The sequence below is a fragment of the Streptomyces speibonae genome, from assembly GCF_984686075.1.
Genome location: NZ_OZ480260.1, coordinates 1,853,072 through 1,871,470, shown reverse-complemented (window position 1 = coordinate 1,871,470; position 18,399 = coordinate 1,853,072). Strand labels below are relative to the sequence as shown.

Annotated in this window: 20 protein-coding genes and 1 riboswitch; of the genes, 10 read left to right on the top strand and 10 right to left on the bottom strand. The window is 72.6% G+C overall.

Annotation, left to right across the window (positions count from 1 at the left end):
- Window positions 1–31: 31 nt before the first annotated feature.
- Genes AC5L3C_RS08255 through AC5L3C_RS08240 form a run of 4 tightly spaced genes read right to left on the bottom strand, consistent with a single transcriptional unit; the run spans window position 32 to window position 3,580 of the window.
- Window positions 32–979, bottom strand: a complete 948-nt coding sequence (locus tag AC5L3C_RS08255; protein ID WP_493648062.1) for a catechol 2,3-dioxygenase — start codon at window positions 977–979, stop codon at window positions 32–34.
- Entirely contained in the window at window positions 976–2,088 is a 1,113-nt protein-coding gene (locus AC5L3C_RS08250) for a 4-oxalomesaconate tautomerase (protein ID WP_493648060.1), read from the bottom strand. Before AC5L3C_RS08250 ends, AC5L3C_RS08255 begins: the two co-directional genes overlap by 4 nt.
- Window positions 2,085–2,843 (bottom strand): 4-carboxy-4-hydroxy-2-oxoadipate aldolase/oxaloacetate decarboxylase, encoded by a 759-nt coding sequence (locus AC5L3C_RS08245; RefSeq protein WP_493648058.1) that lies wholly within the window; start codon window positions 2,841–2,843, stop codon window positions 2,085–2,087. The genes AC5L3C_RS08250 and AC5L3C_RS08245 overlap by 4 nt, the downstream gene beginning before the upstream one ends.
- Entirely contained in the window at window positions 2,840–3,580 is a 741-nt protein-coding gene (locus AC5L3C_RS08240) for a PIG-L deacetylase family protein (protein ID WP_493648056.1), read from the bottom strand. Before AC5L3C_RS08240 ends, AC5L3C_RS08245 begins: the two co-directional genes overlap by 4 nt.
- 349 nt (window positions 3,581–3,929) lie before the next feature.
- Between AC5L3C_RS08240 and AC5L3C_RS08235 the strand changes: the two genes are divergently transcribed.
- The 3 genes from AC5L3C_RS08235 (at window position 3,930) to AC5L3C_RS08225 (ending at window position 5,547) form a co-directional block, all read left to right on the top strand.
- On the top strand, window positions 3,930–4,565 hold the full coding sequence (locus AC5L3C_RS08235) for a GntR family transcriptional regulator (RefSeq protein ID WP_493648055.1): 636 nt from the start codon (window positions 3,930–3,932) through the stop codon (window positions 4,563–4,565).
- 65 nt (window positions 4,566–4,630) lie between these two features.
- A complete protein-coding gene (locus AC5L3C_RS08230; protein ID WP_493648053.1) occupies window positions 4,631–5,194 on the top strand; it encodes an NAD(P)H-dependent oxidoreductase in 564 nt (187 codons plus the stop codon).
- Window positions 5,195–5,370: 176 nt separating this feature from the next.
- Window positions 5,371–5,547 (top strand): hypothetical protein, encoded by a 177-nt coding sequence (locus AC5L3C_RS08225; RefSeq protein WP_240661129.1) that lies wholly within the window; start codon window positions 5,371–5,373, stop codon window positions 5,545–5,547.
- Window positions 5,548–5,576: 29 nt separating this feature from the next.
- Here AC5L3C_RS08225 and AC5L3C_RS08220 read toward each other — a convergent pair whose 3' ends face one another.
- From AC5L3C_RS08220 to AC5L3C_RS08205, 4 genes are read right to left on the bottom strand one after another with little or no spacing between them, the layout of a single operon-like run.
- The gene (locus AC5L3C_RS08220) at window positions 5,577–6,440 is read right to left on the bottom strand and encodes an energy-coupling factor ABC transporter ATP-binding protein (protein WP_493648052.1); all 864 of its coding nucleotides are present in this window, start codon (window positions 6,438–6,440) and stop codon (window positions 5,577–5,579) included.
- Entirely contained in the window at window positions 6,437–7,186 is a 750-nt protein-coding gene (cbiQ, locus tag AC5L3C_RS08215) for a cobalt ECF transporter T component CbiQ (protein ID WP_493648050.1), read from the bottom strand. The genes AC5L3C_RS08220 and cbiQ overlap by 4 nt, the downstream gene beginning before the upstream one ends.
- A 4-nt stretch (window positions 7,187–7,190) precedes the next feature.
- Window positions 7,191–8,150, bottom strand: coding sequence for an energy-coupling factor ABC transporter substrate-binding protein (locus tag AC5L3C_RS08210; RefSeq protein WP_493648049.1), 960 nt, complete (start codon window positions 8,148–8,150; stop codon window positions 7,191–7,193).
- Complete coding sequence (locus AC5L3C_RS08205; protein WP_493648047.1) at window positions 8,147–8,857, bottom strand: energy-coupling factor ABC transporter permease; 711 nt, start codon at window positions 8,855–8,857, stop codon at window positions 8,147–8,149. The genes AC5L3C_RS08210 and AC5L3C_RS08205 overlap by 4 nt, the downstream gene beginning before the upstream one ends.
- Before the next feature lie 30 nt (window positions 8,858–8,887).
- A riboswitch (cobalamin riboswitch) is annotated at window positions 8,888–9,070 on the bottom strand.
- A 202-nt stretch (window positions 9,071–9,272) separates the two neighbouring features.
- Between AC5L3C_RS08205 and AC5L3C_RS08200 the strand changes: the two genes are divergently transcribed.
- The 6 genes from AC5L3C_RS08200 to AC5L3C_RS08175 all read left to right on the top strand — a co-directional run bounded on the left by AC5L3C_RS08200 (window position 9,273) and on the right by AC5L3C_RS08175 (window position 15,190).
- On the top strand, window positions 9,273–10,859 hold the full coding sequence (locus AC5L3C_RS08200; RefSeq protein ID WP_493648045.1) for an ABC transporter substrate-binding protein: 1,587 nt from the start codon (window positions 9,273–9,275) through the stop codon (window positions 10,857–10,859).
- A gap of 20 nt (window positions 10,860–10,879) precedes the next feature.
- Entirely contained in the window at window positions 10,880–11,848 is a 969-nt protein-coding gene (locus AC5L3C_RS08195; protein WP_493648043.1) for an ABC transporter permease, read from the top strand.
- Between the two features lie 14 nt (window positions 11,849–11,862).
- On the top strand, window positions 11,863–12,771 hold the full coding sequence (locus tag AC5L3C_RS08190) for an ABC transporter permease (RefSeq protein WP_493653779.1): 909 nt from the start codon (window positions 11,863–11,865) through the stop codon (window positions 12,769–12,771).
- On the top strand, window positions 12,768–13,739 hold the full coding sequence (locus tag AC5L3C_RS08185) for an ABC transporter ATP-binding protein (protein ID WP_493648042.1): 972 nt from the start codon (window positions 12,768–12,770) through the stop codon (window positions 13,737–13,739). Before AC5L3C_RS08190 ends, AC5L3C_RS08185 begins: the two co-directional genes overlap by 4 nt.
- On the top strand, window positions 13,732–14,403 hold the full coding sequence (locus tag AC5L3C_RS08180) for an ABC transporter ATP-binding protein (protein WP_493648040.1): 672 nt from the start codon (window positions 13,732–13,734) through the stop codon (window positions 14,401–14,403). The genes AC5L3C_RS08185 and AC5L3C_RS08180 overlap by 8 nt, the downstream gene beginning before the upstream one ends.
- Window positions 14,404–14,629: 226 nt before the next feature.
- Entirely contained in the window at window positions 14,630–15,190 is a 561-nt protein-coding gene (locus tag AC5L3C_RS08175; RefSeq protein WP_493648038.1) for a YciI family protein, read from the top strand.
- Window positions 15,191–15,221: 31 nt separating this feature from the next.
- On the opposite strand, the gene AC5L3C_RS08170 is transcribed toward AC5L3C_RS08175, so the two are convergent.
- Complete coding sequence (locus AC5L3C_RS08170) at window positions 15,222–16,352, bottom strand: hypothetical protein (protein ID WP_493648037.1); 1,131 nt, start codon at window positions 16,350–16,352, stop codon at window positions 15,222–15,224.
- 126 nt (window positions 16,353–16,478) lie between these two features.
- On the opposite strand from AC5L3C_RS08170, the gene AC5L3C_RS08165 reads away from it, so the two are divergent.
- Window positions 16,479–16,988 (top strand): hypothetical protein, encoded by a 510-nt coding sequence (locus tag AC5L3C_RS08165; RefSeq protein WP_493648035.1) that lies wholly within the window; start codon window positions 16,479–16,481, stop codon window positions 16,986–16,988.
- An 84-nt stretch (window positions 16,989–17,072) separates the two neighbouring features.
- Here AC5L3C_RS08165 and AC5L3C_RS08160 read toward each other — a convergent pair whose 3' ends face one another.
- Window positions 17,073–18,317, bottom strand: coding sequence for an FAD-dependent monooxygenase (locus AC5L3C_RS08160; protein WP_493648033.1), 1,245 nt, complete (start codon window positions 18,315–18,317; stop codon window positions 17,073–17,075).
- Between the last annotated feature and the right edge of the window lie 82 nt (window positions 18,318–18,399).

Here is an 18,399-nt window from a genome sequence, read left to right as displayed (position 1 = left end):
GCGGCTCTCCTCGTTCTGGTGGGCGGGCGGCTCAGCCGACCGGTGGTGTGCCATGGGTGTGGAAGGACTCGATGGTCTTCAGACCCCAGGCCTGGCCCTTGGCGCGTTCGTCCTGGGTCCAGGTCAGGGGACGCCAGTCGGGGGCGAGGATCAGCCGGGCGACCGGGTTGCACAGTTCGACGCGGTTGCCGCCGGGCTCGTAGACGTAGAGGAAGAACGTCTGCTGGATCGCGTGCTTGTGCGGTCCGGTCTCGATGAAGACGCCGTTGTCCAGGAAGATGTCCGCGGCGCGCAGGATGTCCTCGCGGGTGTCGGTCGCGAAGGCGATGTGGTGCAGCCGCCCGTTGCTCTGCGTCCAGTCCTCGGTGTAGACGAGGTCGTAGGACTTGTTGGCGAAGTGCAGCCACTGGGCGCCGATGGTGCCGTCGTCCAGCACGATCTGCTCGGTGACCCGGGCGCCGAGGGCGTCGCACAGGAACGTGCCGTTGCGCTCGACGTCCGCGGCGAGGAAGTTGACGTGGTCGAGGCGCCGTACGCCCACGCCCCGCCCGGGGTAGGCCTGGGCCTGGTTCTTCAGCGCCGGCCGCAGCTCGTCCGGCGGCTGGTACCACTCGGTCTCCCAGTACAGCTGGATCTCGTGGCCGTCCGGGTCGCGGAAGCAGTAGGTGGCGCCGAGTCCGGCGTCGCCGTCGCGCCAGCCGAGGCCGGCTCCGGTCTCCTCGATCGCGGCGACCCTGCGCTTGAGCGCCTCCTCGCTGGAGCAGCGCAGCGCGGTGCCGCGGATGCCGGAGGTGTGGTGGGCGGTCAGCTTCAGGCTGTGGTGCTCGTAGTCGTCCCAGGTGCGCAGGTAGACGGAGTCACCGTCGGTGCCGTTCTCGGTCATGCCGAGCAGCTCGGTGAAGAACCACAGGCTCTTGTCCGGTTCCGGGGTCAGCAGTTCCACATGGCCGAGGTGGGCGACCTCGTGCAGCAGTGTCATGGTGTTCTCCGTCCTGGGCCGGGGCGTGCGCTGTGGCGGGGGAAGACGGTTCCGTCGAAGAGCTTGCGGGCGGTGCGCACGTTGCCCGCGCGCCGCACGGTCGGCGGGTCCGTCGCCGTGTCGATCTCCAGCTCGATCTGCGTGTGGCCGGTGGGGTGCTCGACGTCCAGGGGGTGCCCGTCGGGGGGCAGGACGGCGAACCGCCGGGCGACCCCGTCGTCGACGAGCGCCGCCGTGAGTGCGCCGACCGCTCCGAGCACGCCGATGGAGGTGTGCGGGCGCAGGGGGATGAAGGTGCGGGTGCACAGCGTCCCGCCGTCCCGCGGAGCGGCGACGAGCGTCGTCTTGGGCACGGAGGTGCCGGAGACGTCGCCGAGTCCCATCATCGTCCCGGCCTGGAGCCGCAGCGACTGCACCCGGTCGCGCAGCCGGTGGTCGCGGGCGAGTTCCTCGGCCGGCTCGTACCCGGTGATGCCCAGGTCCTCGGCGGCCGCCACGACGACGGGCACGCCGTTGTCCACGCAGGTCACCTCGACGCCGTCGATCACGTCCCGGGCCTTGCCGGTCGGCAGCAGCTGCCCGGTGACCGAGCCCGCGGTGCCGGTGAAGTTCAGGACGATCGGCGCGGCCGTGCCCGGCACGCCCGAGATGGCGGTCGTGCCCGCGTACTGCACGCCACCGTCCACGGTGGGGAAGCGCGCGGTGGCGATGCCGCCGCCCATGTTGAGCATCCGGATGCGTACGTCCGTGAACGGGGCGCCCGCGGCGATCAGACCGCGCTCCACCCCGAACGGTCCCACGCCGGCCAGCAGGTTGCCGCAGTTCTGCCGCTCGGAGACGGTGCCCTCCTCGACGCCCAGCTGAAGGAACAGGTAGTCGAGGTCGGCGGCGGGGTCGGCCGACCGTGACACGACGGCGACCTTGCTGGTCAGGGGGTGGGCACCGCCGATGCCGTCGATCTGGCGCGGATCGGGGCTGCCCATGATCCGCAGCAGCAGGTCGTCGCGTTCGGCCTTCTCCCGCGGCAGGTCCTCCGCCAGGAAGTAGGCCCCCTTCGACGTTCCGCCGCGCATCAGCAGACAGCGGACACCCGCCTCGGAAGCCGTCATGACGCACCCCCCGTCGCGCTGCCGGCGGGCGCGGAGCCCGGGGGCGTCCCGCCCTCCAGCAGACGGGCGTACTCGGCGGAGGTCACATAGCGGATCCCCATCCCGGGCAGCCGCTCGCGCAGCCGGTAGCGGTCCAGACCGAGCTCGCCCTCCCGGAAGGCGGCACGGGCCTCCTCCTCGCGCAGGGACCGGGCGTGCGCGGCGCTGATGCCCCGCGCCACGTCCTCACGCGGGACGCACAGCACACCGTCGTCATCGGCCACGATGGTGTCTCCCGGCCGGACCTGCCGGCCGCCGAGGGTGACGGGTACGTTCACGGCGCCCGCCGTGGCCTTCACCGTCCCCTGGGCGCTCACCGCGGCCGACCACACGGGGAAGCCCATCGTCCGCAGATCCGCGACGTCGCGGACCCCGGCGTCGATCACCAGGCCGCGTACCCCGCGGCGCTGGAGCGCGGTGGCGAAGAGCTCGCCGAACATGCCGTCGGTGCTCGGTGAGGTGGTGGTGACCACGAGGACGTCGCCCTCGCGGCACTGCTCCACGGCCACGTGGATCATCAGGTTGTCACCCGGCCAGCAGAGCACGGTCACGGCGTTGCCGGCCATGCGTGCTCCCGGCCAGGCGGGGCGCAGCCCCGGACCGAGATACCCGGTCCTGCCCAGGGCCTCGTGCACGGTCGCCACGCCGTACCGGCCGAGCTCGTCGGCCTGGCGGACATCGGCGCGCGGAGGGTCTGTGACGACGACGGTCCTCATAGCAGCACATCCGTCACCTGCGGGTACAACCGCATGTACGCCTCACCCATGGTGGCATGGGGCAGCCCGAGATTGGGTCCCGCGTTGCGCTTGAGCTGCACACCGCGCCGCCTGGCCAGGTCGGTGTAGTAGTCCCACATGTGCTGCTGCGCCGGCAGGCACTCCATGGCCGCGCGCTTCTTGTCGAAGACCGCGGTGATGTCGAGCAGCACCTGGGGGACGAAGCCGCACTGCTCCGGCTGGTGCGGTTCGAAGAAGAAGACCGGGGGCGCGCCCAGCGGCTCCCCCGGCGCGTCGTAGCCGACCGCCTGGGCCAGCACCCTGGCCTGCAGCGCCATCCTGCTCGCGGCCGGGTGGTCCCCGTTGTACGGGTCGGTCAGCGGGTGGGTGAGCACCACCGAGGGGTTCAGCTCCCGGTAGACGCCGACGAGCCGGTCCACCAGCTCGGCGCTCTCCTGCAGCGGGTAGTCGCCCGCGTCCAGGAACTCGATCTCGGCGCCGAGGGCCGCGGCGGCGTTCTCCGCCTCGGTGCGGCGTATCTCCTTGATCTCCTTCAGCGTCCTGCCCGCCCGCCATGCCTTGGCGGACTCACCCCGTTCGCCGAAGCTGAGGCACACCACCTTCGCCCGCTCGCCGCGCTCGGCCGCCAGGGCGATCGAGCCGCCCGCACGCCACACGAAGTCACCGGCATGGGCACTGATGACGAGCAGCGGCCCAGCATCTGGGACTGAACTCATCGAATCTCCTTGTCCACAACGCATCGGGGCCGGTGAGACCGTGGCCCGCGCCATGCGCACGTCGCCGTATCGGGACACAGGGACTTCATCCGGAATGCGCCGGTTCGGGCCGTTCCGTGGCCCTGCGTCTCCATGAGAGTGACGGCGCTCGCCAAAGATTGTCAACAATCTCGGCGATGATTGTGTGAACTAATCTTGGGCGGGGTGGCCGCAGTGGCGCTCGCGACCGTGCTCGCGGCGCTGCTCGCCGGGCGTCCCGGGGTTGTCCGGGCGGCGGTGATTGTCTACGTGATTGTTGACAATATGGTCAGCCATTGGCTACGTTGAGGAAAAAGAAGGGAGACCCGAGATGTCACGTGGGGTCACTGCAGCGCGCCGCGCGGCCGATGAGCTGCGCAAGGCGATCCTGTCCGGGGAGATGGTCCCCGGTCAGCGGCTGGTCGAGGTGGAGCTCTCCGAAACCTACGGCGTCACCAGAGCCAGCCTCCGCCAAGCGCTGCTTGACCTGGCGGCGGAGGGCCTCGTCGAGCGGATCCCCAACCGCGGTGCCCGTGTGCGCGTGGTCCCCATCGAGGAGGCCATCGCCATCACCGAGTGCCGGATGGTCCTCGAAGGGCTGTGCGCCGCGAAGGCGGCCGAGCGGGCCACCGACGACGACATCGCCCGGCTGCGCGGGCTCGGTGACGAGATGCAGGCGGCGGTGGCGGCGGGTGAGCCGCTGAAGTACTCGCAGCTCAACCAGGCGATGCACCGGCTCGTTCTGGAGATGTCCGGCCAGAAGGCCGCCGCCGAACTCATCGACCGGCTGCGCGCCCAGCTGATCCGGCACCAGTACAAGCTGGCCCTCCAGCCCGGACGCCCGGCCGTGTCGCTGCCCCAGCACCTGGCCATCATCGAGTCGATCGCCAACCGTGACCCGGAGGCGGCCGAGGCCGCCGCGAGACGCCATGTGGACAGCGTGATCAGCGCCATGCGGAAGGTGTGACGAGCCCGCCGTACTCCTTCCTTCTCCCCCCTTATCTCCCCGCTCGACCCGACAGGAGTTCCGTCATGCCCATACGCGTCCTCGCCCTCGTGGGAAGCCTCCGTTCCGGATCGCACAACCGCCAGTTGGCCCAGGCCGCCGGCAAGCTCGCCCCCGAGGGCGTCGAGATCGACATCCACGAGGGACTCGCCGACGTCCCCCTCTACAACGAGGACATCGACGTCGAGGGCAGCGTCCCCGCGGCCGCCGCGCGGCTCCGGGAGGCCGCCGACGGCGCGGACGCCTTCCTCCTGCTGTCGCCCGAGCACAACGGCACCCTCCCTGCGGCGCTGAAGAACGCCATCGACTGGTGCTCCCGGCCCCGGGGCTCGGCCGCCCTCGCCGGCAAGCCGGCCGCGGTCATCGGGGCGTCCGCCGGCCGCTTCGGCGGGGCGCGGGCGCACGACGACGCACGCAGGGCCCTCGGTGTCGCCGGTGCCGTCGTCCTGGACCACGCCCCGCTCGCGATCCCCGGATCACGGGCCCGCTTCGCGGACGTCCAGCCCGTTCAGGACGCCGAGGTGACCGAGCAACTTCCCGCCATCATCGAGCAGTTGGCCGCCGCGGCCACCGAGGCTGCGGCATCCTGAGCCGCCTCGCGCGACGAGGACGGCCGTATATGCGCCCCCTGCATTCAGTGATTGCGATATATGCATTGGACGCATCGGTGCCCGCGGGTCAACACTGATTCCAGGGCACAACGCAGACCAGCCTTCGACCCGAAACCGGAGGCAGACCAATGTTCTTCTGGTCCGTCACCTTTCTCATGAGGACTCCCGAAGGAAGCGTCGGCAGCCACACGTTCGTGGTGGAAGCGGACTCGTACCAGGATGCCCGCCGCAGGGCGCTGCATCTGGCGGACGAGCCCGCTTCCCGCGACCGCCGCCGCGGCGCTTCGCTGGACCTCGACTCCCTGACCGTGAACGAAATCCTGCCGTTCTGAGCAGGTCTTGGTACTTCCTCCGACCGCCGTCACACGAGCCGTGTGTTCCTCCCGCCGGCCGGCGCGGTCATCAGGGCCGCCAGTTCCTCCGGGGTCCGCGGACCCGTGGCCGCCTTGGTCAACAGCCCCTGTTCCCGCAGGAGTCGAGCGACCGCGACACCCCACGGCAGCCGCAGTCCCGCCGCCGCGAGCAGGTCGGTGCGGGCCAGCATCCCGGCCGCCGCGCCGGTGTGCGCGCCCGACGGGGTGAGCAGGGCCGCGTCGTCCGCCCAGCGCAGGGCCAGGTCGACGTCGTGCGTCGCCATGACGACCGTCGTGCCGTTCGCACGCAGCCCGTCGAGGGTGGTGAGCAGCCGTTCCTGGCCGTCCGGGTCGAGGCCGGCCGTCGGCTCGTCCAGGATCAGTACGCGGGGTCGCATGGCGACCGCGCCCGCGATGGCCGTCCGCTTGCGCTGCCCGTAGGAGAGCAGATGCGTGGGCCGGTCGGCGAGCGCGGAGATGTCCAGCGCGGCCAGCGCCTCGGCCACGCGGGCCCGCACCTCCGCATCCGGCAGGCCGAGGTTCAGCGGCCCGAACGACACGTCCTGTCCGACCGACGCGGCGAACAGCTGGTCGTCGGGGTCCTGCACCACCAGCTGCACGGTGGTGCGCAGCGCCGTCAGCCCCTTCCGGTCGTACCGCACCGCCCGCCCGTCCAGCGTCAACTCCCCGCCGTCCGGGCGCAGTCCGCCGCTGAGCAGGCGCATCAGCGTCGTCTTGCCGCTGCCGTTGCGCCCCAGCAGGGCCAGGGCGCGTCCCTCACGCACCTCGAAGTCGAGGCCGGTGAGCACGGGAGGTCCGTCCTCGTACGCGAAGGACACGCCCCGCAGGGCCACCGGCACGGACTCGCTCACGACAGGGGCCTTTCCAGTACCAGGGTGAGGGCGGCCAGCGCCGCCAGGAGCGCCACGCTCAGCACCGTGAACCGGACGGAGATCCGGGTCTCGGGCACCAGCACGCGCAGGGTGCCGTCGTAACCGCGTCCGGCGAGACCGGTCTGCAACCGCGCCGCCCGGTCGAAGGACCGCACGAACGCGGTCGCGCCGAGCCCGCCGAGGGAGCGCCAGGTCGCCGCGCGGGTGGTGTGCCCGAGCCGGGCCGCCTGCGCCTCCCGGACCCGGCGTACCGAGTCGAGCAGCAGAAAGCTCATCCGGTACGTCACCAGCGCCACGTCGACGAGAGGGGCGGGCACGCCGGCGCGCACGAGGCGCGGCAGCAGATCCGACAGGGGAGTGGTGAACGCGAACAGCAGCACCCCGAGGGACGCCGCCGAGGTGCGCAGCAGCAACTCCCCGGCGCGCAGCGGCCCGTCCTCGGCGGGTGAGACGAACCCGTCCGGCCCGCCCACCTGCACCAGCAGGGTGAGCGCCCCGGTGACGCAGAACCCCAGCGGCACCCGGTACGCCCGCCACAGCCGCCGCCCGGGCACTCCGGCCGGGCCGAGCAGGACCGCGAGCGCGGTCACGAGCACCAGGGCCGCGCCAGGCCAGGGCGGCAGCGAGATCGCGAGCGCGGTGAGGCCGAGGCTCAGGACGGCCTTGTCCACGGGATGGCGACGGCGCCACCGACTACTGTGCGCCGCCACGTCAATCGGCAGCACGCCCTCAGCCCCAGGCCCGCTTCGGGTCCCCACCCCGCCCGCTCTCAGCCCCGAAGCCCGAGCCGGAACCCGCACCCGACCCCGAGGCCGTGCCGGCCTCCGATCCCGAGCCCGTGCCCGACGCCGAGCCGGCGGCCGCCCCCGTACCCGAGCCGAGGCCCGCCTCTGAGTTGGTGCCCGTGCCGCGGGCCGAGGACGGGTCCGCCCCCGAGCCGGAGTCCGTCCCCGAGCGGCGGGTCGCGCCCGTGCCAGGGGCCGACCCTGTGCTGGGGGCCGACCCCGTACCCGAGACCGAGCCCGAGGCGGGCCCCGTCTCTGCGTTGGTGCCCGTGCCGGGGGTGGAGGCCGAGCCCGGTTCCGAGCCGATGTCCGCCCCTGAGCTGCCCGTCGCGCCCGTGCCGGGGGCCGGCCCTGAGCCGGCGGCCGACCCCGACCCCGGCCCTGGATCCGAGCCGGAGTCCGGTCCCCCCACGGCGTTCGACGGTGAGCCCGAGCTGGAGCTCGGCTCTGAGTCGGAGGCCGCGTCTTGAGCGGAACCTGTTCCTGGGCCGGTGGCCGGCCCCGAGCCGGAGGTCGGCCACCGGCTCGGGATCGGGGGAGGTCCCGGCTTCGGGCCGGCCCCGGCTGCCGGGGCCGTGTCCGGGGCGGCGACGGCCGTCACCGCTTGCGCCGCGCCCTGGCGGCGGCCGCGGCGGAGGCCGAAGTAGTAGGCGAGGATGCCCGCGCCGAGGGCCGCCTGGAGGGCGAAGAGGGCGGACTCGATCTCGCCGGACGGGGGTTCGTACAGCGGGGAGAACCACGGCTCGTAGTCCGGGTCGATCTCGGTGATCGCGGTCTCCGCCTCCGCGTCCGCGCCCGTGAACGGCTCCTCCTTGTGGTCGCCGAGCCCGAGCACCAGCGGCAGCACCGCGAGCGCGGCCACGAGGAGCAGCAGCAGGCCGTTGATCCTGGCGTTACGGCTCATCGGGCCACCGCCTCGGCCGACTCCGCCCGCTCGCGCCCGGCCACCGAGGACACGAGCACCCCGAGCCGCGTCAGTTCCCCCCGGCTGGACTGCACCAGCATGCGCATCACCAGCACGGTCAGCAGCCCCTCGCTCACCGCGAGCGGAATCTGCGTGACGGCGAAGATGGAGCCGAACTTGCCGAGCGCGCCCAGGAATCCGCTGCCCGGGTCGGGGAAGGCGAGCGCGAGCTGCACACTCGTCACGCAGTACGTCGACAGGTCGGCGACGAACGCGCCGAAGAACACCGCGACCATCAGCGGCGCCTCGTACCGGCGCAGCAGCCGGTAGACGCCGTACCCGGCCCACGGGCCGACGATCGCCATCGAGAAGACGTTGGCGCCCAGCGTGGTCAGACCGCCGTGGGCGAGCAGCAGCGACTGGAACAGCAGGGTGATGGTGCCCAGCACCGCCATGACCGGCGGCCGGAACAGCACGGCGCCCAGTCCCGTACCGGTGGGGTGGGAGCAACTGCCGGTCACCGACGGCAGTTTCAGCGCGGACAGGACGAACGTGAAGGCTCCCGACGCGCCGAGCAGCAGCGTGCTCTCGGGATGTTCCCGCACTTCACGGATGAGCGACCGGGCTCCGTGGACGACGAACGGCGCCGACGCGGCGCCCCAGGCGACCGCGTGCACCGGAGGCAGAAAACCCTCGGCTATGTGCATGGCTCAGCAGACCCTCTCCAGCACCTCGTGGATGGTTGACGCGCCTTGGCCGGTCTCCTGGCTGACGGGTACCACCGCCCGTGCTCCGCCTTCCCGGGTCCCGAAGGACCCAGTGGCTGCCCGTGAGGGCCGGAGCCGGACTTCCCGATCACAGTGGCGAGGGCCGCACCGGTATCGCACCGATTTCCCGTCACCAAGGCGTGGTGACAGTAGTGCCCGCACCGGCCCGGTGACAAGCGGTCACAGGGGGCGCGCGGACGGCGCCCGGCAGCTCGGACACCGGCGCACACCTGCGCACTTGACACACGCGGCGCCCATCGCAGGGCCGGGGGAGTGAAGGGCCGCCGTCCTGGGCAGAACCTTGCTGCATGTAATGTGCAACAGCGATATTCAGGCAACAGGGATGTGAGGATCGATGACGACCCGACGGATACGGGGCGCCGCCGCGGTGGCGATGGCCGGTGCGCTCGCCGCCTGTTCGGCGCCCGGCGACGGCGGAACGGACGACGGCGCGGCCGCCGATTCCGTCGTGATCGGGGTCTCCACCGAACCGGACACCCTCAGCCCCCTGCTCGGCTACGGCAAGGACGGCAACTCCAAGATCTTCGACGGGCTCCTCGCCCGGAACGCCGATCTCAGCCTGAAACCCGCGCTGGCGGCGTCGCTCCCCGAGGTCACCGACGGCGGCCGCACCTACACGTACACCCTGCGCGACGGCGTGGAGTTCAGTGACGGCGAGCCGCTCACCGCCGACGACGTGGTGTTCACCTACCGCACCGTCCTGGACGACAAGACCAACAACCCCGCCAAGAGCGAACTGGACGCCATCAAGGAGGTCCGGGCGGACGGCGACGACACGGTCGTCTTCACCCTGGACTACCCCTACGCGGGCTTCGCCGCCCGCACGGTCCTGCCCGTCGTCCCCGAACACATCGCAGGGAAGCAGGACCCCAACACCGGCGCCTTCAACACCGAACCGGTCGGCACGGGACCGTACGTCCTCACCGGCTGGAGCAAGGGCGAAAAGCTCACGTTCAAGGCCAATCCGGACTACTGGGGCGGCGCCCCCGAGGTGAAAAAGCTCACCATGGCGATCATCGCCGACGACGACGTCCGCGCCACCCGGCTGCGCTCCGGCGACCTGGACGGCGCCACCCTCCCGCCCAACCTCGCCGCCACCTTCGCCGACGACGACGGGCTCGGCACCCACCGGGCGACGAGCTACGACTTCCGCGCCGTCACCCTCCCCACCGGCAACCCGGTCACCGGCGACACCGCGATCCGGCGGGCCCTGGACCTCGCCGTGGACCGCGAGGCCATGGTCGACAAGATCCTCGACGGCGCCGGCCGCCCCGCCTACGGCCCGCTGCCCGTGGACGACCCCTGGTTCGCGAAGGGCATCGAACGCGACCAGGACCTCGACGAGGCGGGCCGCATGCTCGACAAGGCCGGCTGGAAGGCCGGTGAGGACGGCGTCCGCGCCAGGAACGGCCGCCGCGCCTCCTTCACCCTCTACTACCCCTCCGGCGACAAGGTCCGCCAGGACCACGCCCTCGCCTACGCCTCCGACGCAAAGAAGGCCGGCATCGAGGTGAAGGTCGAGAGCGCCACCTGGGAGGTCATCGAACCCCGGATGCACCGCGACGCCGTCCTCGCCGGCTTCGGCAGCACCGGCGACCCCGACTTCGGCCTCTACACCCTGCTGCACTCCTCCCTCGCCGGTGACGGCTTCAACAACATGGCCCGGTACGACGACCCGGCCGTGGACGAGGCCCTCGACACCGGCCGCCGCAGCCGCGACCCCGAGGTCCGCAAGAAGGCCTACGACGACCTCCAGCGCGCACTCGTCAAGAACCCCGGCTACACCTTCCTCACCCACATCGACCACGTGTACGTACTCGCCGACCGCTGGCAGGACCTGACCACCCAGACCGAACCGCACGAGCACGGCTTCGCCAGCGGCCCCTGGTGGAACGTCGAGGACTGGCAGCCGAAGGGATGACCGGCGCCCCCTGGGGAGCGATGGCACGGCTCACGGCACGGCGGGCCGTGCACGCCGTGCCGGTGCTCCTCGTCGTCACCTTCGGCGTGTTCGCCGTCGCCGCCGCCTCCCCCTTCGACCCCGTCAAGGCGTACGCCGGCACCGCCGCGCTCGGCGCCGACCAGGAGACCCTGGACCGGCTGCGGGAGAACCTCGGCGTGGACCGCCCGTTCACCGCCCGCTGGTGGGACTGGCTGACCTCCGCCCTCGGCGGCGACCTCGGCCGGTCCACCGTCATGCGCCAGCCCGTCACCGAGGTCATCGGCGAACGCCTGGCCTGGTCGGCGCTGCTGTGCGCGGTCGCGTTCGCCGTCGCCGTGCTGCTCGGCACCGTGCTCGGCGTGCTCGCCGCCCGCCGCCCCGGCTCCCTCCTGGACCGCGCGGTCACCTCCCTCGCGTACTGTCTGGAGGCGGCGCCGGTCTTCTGGATCGCCCTGCTCGCCGTCTGGCTGTTCGCCCTCGAACTGGACGTCCTGCCGGCCGGCGGCCTCACCGACACCGGCAGCGAACAGGTCACCTTCGGGCAGGTCACCCACCACCTGATCCTGCCCGCCGGCGTCCTCGCCGTCTCCCAGCTGCCCTGGTTCACGCTCTACGTCCGCCAGGGCGTCGGCGACGCCCTCGCGGAGGACCCCGTGCGCGGGGCCAGGGCCCGCGGCCTGAGCGAACGCACCGTCCTGCTCGGCCACGCCCTGCGCTCCGGACTGCTGCCCGTGCTCACCCTGATCGGCTCCCGCGTCCCCGAACTCATCACCGGCGCCCTGCTGGTGGAGAGCGTCTTCAGCTGGCCCGGCATCGCCGCCGCCACCGTGGAGGCGGCCACCGCCGTCGACTTCCCCCTGCTGGCCGCCCTCACCACCCTCGCCACCGTCGCCGTCCTCGCCGGAAACCTCCTCGCCGACCTGCTCTACGGGCTGGTCGACCCGAGGGTGAAGCTGAATGAGATGTGACTGACGTGACCGACATCAGCGTCGAGAAGGCCGGGCAACCGGACGCCGCCGGGTCCGCGGCCCCGACGGCATGGCGCGCGCACGGCACCGCCCGCCGCTCCACTCACACCCTGCGCCTGTGGGTCTCCGCCGCCGTGGCCGCCGTGACGGTCCTCGCGGTGCTGCTGGTACCGCCCCTGGTCCAGCTCGACCAGCAGGCCGTCGACCTGGCGGCGAAACTGCTGCCGCCGGGCTGGTCCCATCCCTTCGGCACCGACGACGTGGGCCGCGACCTGCTGCTGCGCTGCGTCTACGGACTGAGGGTGTCCCTGCTGGTCGGCATCGTCGCCGCGCTCACCGCCACGGTGATCGGCACCGTCGTCGGCGCCACCGCCGGAGCGCTCGGCGGCCGGGCCGACCGCGCGATCATGCGCCTGGTCGACACCCTGTCCTCCGTCCCGCACCTGCTCATGGGCATCTTCATCGTCGCCATGTTCCGGCCGGGCGTCTGGCCGGTGGTGATCTCCGTCGCCCTCACCCACTGGCTGTCCACCGCCCGCATCGTCCGCGCCGAGGTCCTCTCGCTGCGCTCCCGCCCCTACATCGACGCGGCCGTCTCCGGCGGCGCGTCCCGGTGGCGGGTGGCCGTCCGCCATCTCCTCCCCGGCGTCCTGCCCCAGGCCGGACTCGCCGCCGTCCTGATGGTCCCGCACGCCATGTGGCACGAGTCGGCCCTGTCCTTCCTGGGCCTGGGCCTGCCCACGCACACGGCCAGCCTCGGCACCCTCATCCAGGGCGCGCGCGGCTCCCTGCTCGCCGGACAGTGGTGGCCGACCCTCTTCCCCGGCCTCTTCCTGATCGTCCCCACGCTCGCCGTCGCCGGTCTCGCCGGAGTCTGGCGGGAGCGGATCAACCCCCGCCGCCGATCGGAGCTGATGCTGTGACCGAGCGACCCCCCGTGCTGTCGGTCCGCGGACTGTCCGTGCGCTTCCTGCTGCCCGGTGGCCGCCGGATCGCCGCCGTCACCGACGCGCACTTCGACGTGGCACCCGGCGAATGCCTCGCCCTGATCGGCGAGAGCGGCTGCGGCAAGTCCGTCCTCGCCTCCGCCCTGCTGGGCCTGCTCCCCGCCAACGCCCGGACGGCCGGCCACGCCCGCCTCGACGACCTCGACCTGCTCACGGCCGGCGAACGCGTCCTCGCCCGCACCGTACGGGGCCGCCGTATCGGTCTCATCCCGCAGAGCCCCGCCGCACACCTCACCCCCGTGCGCACCATCCGCTCCCAGCTGGAGGAGACGGTCGCCCAGCTCACCGGCGTACGCGGCCGCGCCGCCCTGCGCACCGCCGCCGAACGGGCCGCTGCCCGCGCCGAGTTCCCCACGGACCACCTCGACCGCCACCCGCACGAACTCTCCGGCGGCCTCGCCCAGCGGGCCGCCACCGCCCTGGCCCTCATCGGCGAGGCACCCCTGCTCCTGGCGGACGAACCCACCACCGGCCTGGACCGCGACCTGGTGGACCGCACCGTCGACGAACTGCGCCGCCACGTCGACGCCGGCCGGGCCCTGCTGGTGATCACGCACGACCTCGCGGCGGCCCGGCGCATCGCCGACCGGGTCGCGGTCATGTACGCGGGCCGCATCGTCGAACTGACCGCGGCGGACAGCTTCTTCGGCACCCCGGGCCCCCGCCACCCCTACAGCCGGGGCCTGCTGGAGGCGCTGCCCGACAGATCCTTCACCCCCATCCCGGGACTGCCCCCCGAACTGGGGGACCTCCCCGACGGCTGCGCCTTCGCCGCCCGCTGCGACCGCGCCACGGACGCCTGCACCGCCCTGCCGTCCTTCACCGGCTCGCTCGCCTGCCACCACCCGGTGCCGGCCCCCACCCGGAAGGAAATCCGTGCTTGAACTGCGCGCCGTCACCGCCGGATACGACCGCCGCGCCCCCGTCGTACGCGACGCGAGCCTCACCGTCGCCCCCGGCGAGGCCGTCGGCCTGCTCGGCCCCAGCGGCTGCGGCAAGTCCACCCTCGCCCGGGTCGCCGCCCTGCTGCACCGCCCGGACTCCGGCACCGTCGTCCTCGACGGCACCCCCGTGCACCGCTACCGTCACCGCGCCCCCCGCGCCCGGCGCACCGCCGTCGGCGTCGTCTTCCAGCAGCCCCGGCTCTCCGCCGACCCCCGTCTGCGCCTCGCCGACCTGATCGCCGAACCCCTGCGCGCGACCGGCCGCCGCGCCGACGTCGCCGGCCGGGTGGCCGAACTCGCCGGGACCGTCGGCCTGACCGCCGACCTGCTCACCCGCCGCCCCCACGAGGTGAGCGACGGCCAGCTCCAGCGCGCCTGCCTGGCCCGCGCGCTGGTCCTGCGGCCCCGCTGGCTGATCTGCGACGAGATGACCGCGATGCTGGACGCGTCGACGACGGCCGCGCTGGTCCGGGTGGTCGAGGACTACCGCACCGCGACGGGAGCCGGCCTGCTCTCGGTCGGCCACGACCGGACCCTGCTCACCCGCTGGTGCGACCGCACGCTCCACTGGGACACGGTGACCACGGCGGCCACTCCCGCCTGAGTGGCCGCTCCCGCCTGAGTGGCCGCTCCCGCCTGAGTGGCCGCTCCCGCCTGAGTGGCCGCTCCCGCCTGAGTGGCCGCTCCCGCCTGAGTGGCCGCTCCCGCCTGAGTGGCCGCTCCCGCCTGAGTGGCCACTCCCGACCGAGCGGCCTCTCCGGCCTGAAGGGAACCTCCCGCACCCCCGGCCGCGTCCGTACGAGGGGCCGCACGCACGCTCGGAGGGATCCATGGAGTTCTTCTGCTACCACCGGGACCGCCCAGGGTCCCTTCCCCTGCGCCGGGAACTGGGCGAGGCGCACTGGTCCTACATGGACCGCTACGCCGAGCGGCTCATCGCCCGCGGCCCCACCTTCGCCGACGACGGGGAGACCCCCACCGGCAGCGTCCACATCGTCGACCTGCCGGATCCCGCGGCGGCCCGCGCCTTCGCCTTCGACGAGCCGAACCAGCAGGCCGGCGTCTACCGGGACGTCCTGCTGCGCCGCTGGCACAACGTGTTGGGCCGGACCATGTGGGACTTCCCCGGCGGCCGCACCGGCGGCGAGCGCCACCTGGTCCTGGGGTTCGGCACGGGCCGGGCCCCGGAACTCGACGTGCCGGCCGCCGGCCGGGACGAACTGGACGAACTGATCGCCTACGGACCGCTGACGTCCGACGACGGCACGCTCTGGCTGGGCACCGCGGCCCTGGTCCGCGCACCGGACAGGGCCGCGGCCCGCGCCGTGCTGCCGCCGGACGGGTACGCCGTCGTCGAGGTCCACGCCTGGGAGTTCGGCGGACGCAGGTGACGAGGCACCCGCCGCCCGTACGGGACGGCTCCTAGAACTCGCTCCCGAACCCGGTCTCGGACTCCGTCCCGAACTCCTCCTCACCGAAGCCCGCCTCCATCGCGCCACCGAGGAAGCCCTCCAGGAGTTCGTCGACGCGCACCTCGGTGGCGCCCTTCGGTGCTGTGGCCTTCTCGCCCTTGCCCACGCGCAGGACCAGCGCGAACTTCTTGACCTTCGCCTTCTCCGCGAGTTTCGCGAGGTCCACGGAGACCTCGGTCAGCTCGCCGTTCTTCAGCGTGAAGTCGGCCGTGACCTTCTCGTTCGGCGCGTCCGCCAGGTCCTTCGCCGTCGGCAGCCCGGCTGCCCCCGGCAGCTCCTTCTCCAGCGGCCGCAGCTCGTCGAACAGCTCGGTCATCAGCGTACGGAAGGGCGCCGTGGCCTTGATGTGCTCGGTGCCGTCCGACCCGTCGGACGTCTCGAAGCCGACCTCCCGGGCGATGACCTGGCGCAGCGCCTTCATCAGCTTCTTCTGCGCCCGGGCGTCGAGGGAGGGCTCGGCGGAGGGCTCCCCGGCCCCGGGGCCTTCCGCCCCGAAGCCCTCGGTCCCCGACATCTGCTCGCCGGTCTCCTGAAGGTCCTTCGTCGGGACCTTGAGCCACTCGCCGGCCAGCAGCTTCTTGAACGCTCCGGCGCTGTCGGGCAGTTCATCGGCCGACGGCATGGGGCTGCCGGCGATCCGCCCCAGCGCCTCCGCGTCGACGCGCAGGTAGGTGTGGTCGCCGATCACCCGGTACTCGACCAGGTCGCCGTCCGGGCCGCTGAACCTCATCGCCACGGCGCTGATGTCCTTCTCCCCGGACTCCTCCAGCGGCTTCTTCGACCGCACGGAGACGGAGAGCCGTGCGCCGCTGAGCAGTTCGGCGACCTCGTCGGGCATCTCCCCGCCCGGCTCCGCCGTCCCGGAGTCCAGCGCCTTGAGCGACGCGGCGTCGGTGTCCAGATCCAGCTCGAACGAGAGCGAGCGCTGCTCGCCGAGCTGGTCGAAGGCGCTGTCGAGCTTCTGACCCGCGGACAGCTTCTCGGCGGTGCCACAGGCGGCGGAACCGGCCAGGACGGCGGTGGCGACGGCTGCGGCGGTCAGGGTCTTGCGAATGGCGGAAATGTCGGTCTCCTCAGGCATGTGACCGGAAAAGGTCACTCAGGAGACAGATGATCACCCCGAACGGTTGCACGAGACAACCGAATTGGTCCGGGGTGCCGGCGCCGGGCGACATCACCGCCACCCGAAGTGGGCATATCTCCAGGCATGTACACCCATGCGACGGCTTCGCCCGGAGTGCAGGTGTGTTCCCTGAAACGGAACACCCCGCAGTCGATCCCGGCGAACAGCCCCTACACGGTCATCAGGTTCCCCTTCGGCAGCGCCGAGTCCACCGACCGCTTCGCCATGCACCAGGTCAACCAGCCGGACGGGTACGTGGTCACGAACTGGGACGCGGACGACCGCTCCGGACTGATATGGCCCAGCACGGCCGGCTGGGGCGTGCTGTACGCGATGATCCAGTGGGAGCCGGGAGGCTATGACGAACTGCGCGACCAGTTCGTCCGGGACCCGCTCGGCCTCACCTCGTCGCCCAACGACACCACGGCGACGGAGCACCGCCCGCCCAGCCCCGGCATGCAGTGCTGGACGAAGCAGTGGGGGATCTTCGTCGACCCGGACGTCCCGCTCGCGCTGCGCGCCACCCACGACGACAGCGTGGCGCGGGACATCGTCCTGGCGGAGTTCAAACTCGTCGTCCACGAGGCCGCCTAAGGGGGCCCCGCCGCCGGACGCCACCGGAGCCGGGGCAGGGGCCGCCGGGGCCGCCGGGGCCGGGGCCGCCGGGGCCGCCCCGGCTCAGCGGGCCGCCGCGTAGTCGGGCAGCGTCAGCGCCGAGTGGGTCACGCGCCGTTCCTCGGCGTCCGTCGTCGCCATCGTCCTCGCCAGCGCCTCGGGGTCGCGCAGCAGGGCGTTGCGGGCCTCCAGGACCTCCCGCGTCGTCGGCGTCACCATGGTGCCGCCGCTGCCGGCCAGCGCCTGGTTGCGTTCGGCGAAGGGGCGCACCAGGCGCTCGTAGGCCGCGAAGGCCTCCGTGTGGTCCGCGTGCGTGGCGAGTTCCCCGGCCAGGACGTAGGCACCGACGAGGGCGACGCTCGATCCCTGGCCGGAGAGGAACGACGTGGCGTGGGCGGCGTCACCGGCCAGCGCGACGCGCCCCTTCGACCAGGTGTGCAGCCGGATCTGGCTCACGATGTCGCAGAAGAGGTCGTCGGCGTTCCGCATGGCCTCCACCAGCCGGGGCAGGTGCCACACCTGCTCGGGGAAGCGCTCGGCGACCAGATCGCGCTGGGCCCGCGGATCGCGGAACGCGTCGAAGGGCGGGGTGTCGCGGGTGAAGGTGAGGAAGCCGTGCACCGGGTCGGACGGCCCGTGGGCGTAGAGGACGGCGCCGCGTCCGGGCTCGTTCCAGATGACCGCCTCGTGCGCGAGCCCGAACTCGTTCGGCAGGGTGAACCCCGCGAAGACATGGCCGAGGTAGTGGTGGAAGGGCTCCTCGGGGCCGAGGACGAGCCGGCGGGTGTTCGAGTGGAGTCCGTCCGCGCCGATCACGAGGTCGACGGTGCGGCGTATGCCGCTGTCGAGGACGACGTGCACGGCGTCGCCGTCGTCGTCGAGCGTCGTGATGGAGTCCTCGAAAAGGAACTCGACCCGGTCCCGCAGCGGTGCGTAGAGGGCGTCGGCGAGGTCTCCGCGCCGGATCTCGAGGTCGAGGCCCGGCTCTCCGCCGGTCATCTGTTCGGGCCGTACCGAGCCGACCGTCGCGCCGGTCGCGTCCACGAAGGTGACCTTCTCGTTCTCGACGTGCACCTCGCGCAGCCGGGGCAGCAGGCCCATGCGGTCGACGACCTCGCGGGCCGTGCCGCGGATGTCGATCGGGTACCCGCCGCCGCGGACGGCGCCGGCCTTCTCGACGACGGTCACCTCGAAGCCGTACCGGTCGAGCCAGTACGCGAGCGTGGGGCCCGCGATGCTCGCTCCCGAGATCAGGACGCGGCGCGGGCGGTCCGGCGTGCGGGGCGTGTGGGTGGGAGGCGTGTTCATGGGGGTCGCGCCTTTCCGCCGGGCGGTGCCCGGCTCGGAGCCGGTACGCGCGGCCGCGGAACGCGGCAAGATGCGTACCTTA

What these genes read in the sequence shown, in the direction of transcription:
- AC5L3C_RS08195 (WP_493648043.1), top strand. Translation starts at nt 10,880, where the DNA reads ATGGCACGGCTCACGGCACGGCGGGCCGTGCACGCCGTGCCGGTGCTC.
- AC5L3C_RS08245 (WP_493648058.1), bottom strand. Translation starts at nt 2,843, where the DNA reads ATGAGGACCGTCGTCGTCACAGACCCTCCGCGCGCCGATGTCCGCCAG.
- AC5L3C_RS08230 (WP_493648053.1), top strand. Translation starts at nt 4,631, where the DNA reads ATGCCCATACGCGTCCTCGCCCTCGTGGGAAGCCTCCGTTCCGGATCG.
- AC5L3C_RS08200 (WP_493648045.1), top strand. Translation starts at nt 9,273, where the DNA reads ATGACGACCCGACGGATACGGGGCGCCGCCGCGGTGGCGATGGCCGGT.
- AC5L3C_RS08170 (WP_493648037.1), bottom strand. Translation starts at nt 16,352, where the DNA reads ATGCCTGAGGAGACCGACATTTCCGCCATTCGCAAGACCCTGACCGCC.
- AC5L3C_RS08255 (WP_493648062.1), bottom strand. Translation starts at nt 979, where the DNA reads ATGACACTGCTGCACGAGGTCGCCCACCTCGGCCATGTGGAACTGCTG.
- AC5L3C_RS08165 (WP_493648035.1), top strand. Translation starts at nt 16,479, where the DNA reads ATGTACACCCATGCGACGGCTTCGCCCGGAGTGCAGGTGTGTTCCCTG.
- AC5L3C_RS08160 (WP_493648033.1), bottom strand. Translation starts at nt 18,317, where the DNA reads ATGAACACGCCTCCCACCCACACGCCCCGCACGCCGGACCGCCCGCGC.
- AC5L3C_RS08205 (WP_493648047.1), bottom strand. Translation starts at nt 8,857, where the DNA reads ATGCACATAGCCGAGGGTTTTCTGCCTCCGGTGCACGCGGTCGCCTGG.
- AC5L3C_RS08225 (WP_240661129.1), top strand. Translation starts at nt 5,371, where the DNA reads ATGAGGACTCCCGAAGGAAGCGTCGGCAGCCACACGTTCGTGGTGGAA.
- AC5L3C_RS08250 (WP_493648060.1), bottom strand. Translation starts at nt 2,088, where the DNA reads ATGACGGCTTCCGAGGCGGGTGTCCGCTGTCTGCTGATGCGCGGCGGA.
- AC5L3C_RS08210 (WP_493648049.1), bottom strand. Translation starts at nt 8,150, where the DNA reads ATGAGCCGTAACGCCAGGATCAACGGCCTGCTGCTGCTCCTCGTGGCC.
- AC5L3C_RS08235 (WP_493648055.1), top strand. Translation starts at nt 3,930, where the DNA reads ATGTCACGTGGGGTCACTGCAGCGCGCCGCGCGGCCGATGAGCTGCGC.
- AC5L3C_RS08240 (WP_493648056.1), bottom strand. Translation starts at nt 3,580, where the DNA reads ATGAGTTCAGTCCCAGATGCTGGGCCGCTGCTCGTCATCAGTGCCCAT.
- AC5L3C_RS08175 (WP_493648038.1), top strand. Translation starts at nt 14,630, where the DNA reads ATGGAGTTCTTCTGCTACCACCGGGACCGCCCAGGGTCCCTTCCCCTG.